Source organism: Rhodovulum sp. 12E13 (genome assembly GCF_003340565.1).
Taxonomy (GTDB): Bacteria; Pseudomonadota; Alphaproteobacteria; order Rhodobacterales; family Rhodobacteraceae; genus HLUCCA09.
In genome coordinates, this window is sequence record NZ_QPLK01000098.1 from 1 (window position 1) to 1,400 (window position 1,400).

Annotated in this window: 1 protein-coding gene; it reads left to right on the plus strand. The window is 67.2% G+C overall.

From position 1 onward, the window contains the following. Window positions 1-146: 146 nt before the first annotated feature. Window positions 147-1,343, plus strand: coding sequence for an IS256 family transposase (locus DLJ49_RS21195; protein WP_115395480.1), 1,197 nt, complete (start codon window positions 147-149; stop codon window positions 1,341-1,343). Window positions 1,344-1,400: the final 57 nt, after the last annotated feature.

The following is a 1,400-nucleotide window of genomic DNA, read 5'->3' on the forward strand; positions in this document are numbered from 1 at the left end:
GGCAGTGTCCCGGGTGGTGGTGTGGGAGGCCGCGCGCGGAGCCCCCGGCGTAGCGTAGCGCGCGGCCGTTGGTGACGCTGGCGGTCACCGCCGATCTTCGGAAAAGGTTCGGGTTGCAACACCTTGAACCGAGAACGGAGATGACGATGACCGACGACAGAATGGCGCTGATCGAGCTGGTTGAGAAGGAGGCTGACGGCGACCTCGTGCGCGAGATGCTGGCCTTTGCGGCCGGGCGCATCATGGAGGCCGAGGTGGAGGCTCGGACGGGTGCGGCCAAGGGCGCGCGATCGCCGATGCGTGAGGTTCAGCGCAACGGCTACCGGGACCGCGACTGGGACACGCGAGCGGGGCGGATCGCGTTGGAGATCCCGAAGCTGCGCAAAGGCAGCTACTTCCCGAGCTTCCTTGAGCCGCGCCGCACCGCCGAGAAGGCCCTCGTGGCGGTAATCCAGGAGGCCTACGTCCACGGCGTTTCGACCCGCTCGGTCGACGATCTGGTAAAGGCGATGGGCGCGGGCGGCATGTCCAAGAGCCAGGTCAGCCGGCTCTGCGCCAAGATCGATGAGCGTGTGAACGCGTTCCTGTCCCGGCCGCTGGAAGGCGCTTGGCCCTATCTCTGGCTCGACGCGACCTACGTGAAGGTGCGCGAGGGCGGCCGCATCATCAGCCGTGCCGTGATAATCGCCGTGGCGGTGAACGAGGACGGCAAGCGCGAGGTTCTGGGTGTCGCCACCGGTCCCTCGGAAGCCGAGACGTTCTGGACCGACTTCCTGCGCAGCCTCGCTGACCGCGGCCTGCGCGGCGTGAAGCTGGTGATTGCCGACGACCACAAGGGCCTACGGGCGGCCGCACGCCGGGTCTTCAACGCGACCCATCAGAGGTGCCGCATTCACTGGATGAGGAACGCGCTCGCCCACGCCCCGGCCAAGCAGCGCACCGCCGTGGCGGCGATGCTGAAGACGATCTTCGCGCAGGAGACCAAGGCCGAGGCCGAAGCTCAGTGGGAGGTCGTGGCCGATGCACTCCGCGAGAAGCAGCCCAAGCTCGGTTCCTTGATGGACAGCTCGCGCGACGACGTCCTGGCCTACATGTCGTTCCCCCGCGAGCACTGGACCCAGATCGCCTCGACCAACCCGCTCGAAAGGGTGAACCGCGAGGTGAAGCGGCGCGCCGATGTCATCGGCATCTTCCCCAACGACGAGGCCATCATCCGCCTCGTCGGCGCGCTGATGCTGGAGACCAACGACGAATGGGCGGTCGCACGGCGCTATATGTCGCTTGAAACGCTCGCCCGCGTCACCGACAATCCCAACGTCAGGCTGCCCGCCGTGGCGACCTGATCAAGCCCTGACCTCTCCGAGGGTCGGCGCTCCTACACCACGCCGTGGGACACTATC

Bases quoted from the DNA above. Each gene is read 5' to 3' on its own strand.
- DLJ49_RS21195 (WP_115395480.1), top strand. From the start codon at position 147: ATGACCGACGACAGAATGGCGCTGATCGAGCTGGTTGAGAAGGAGGCT.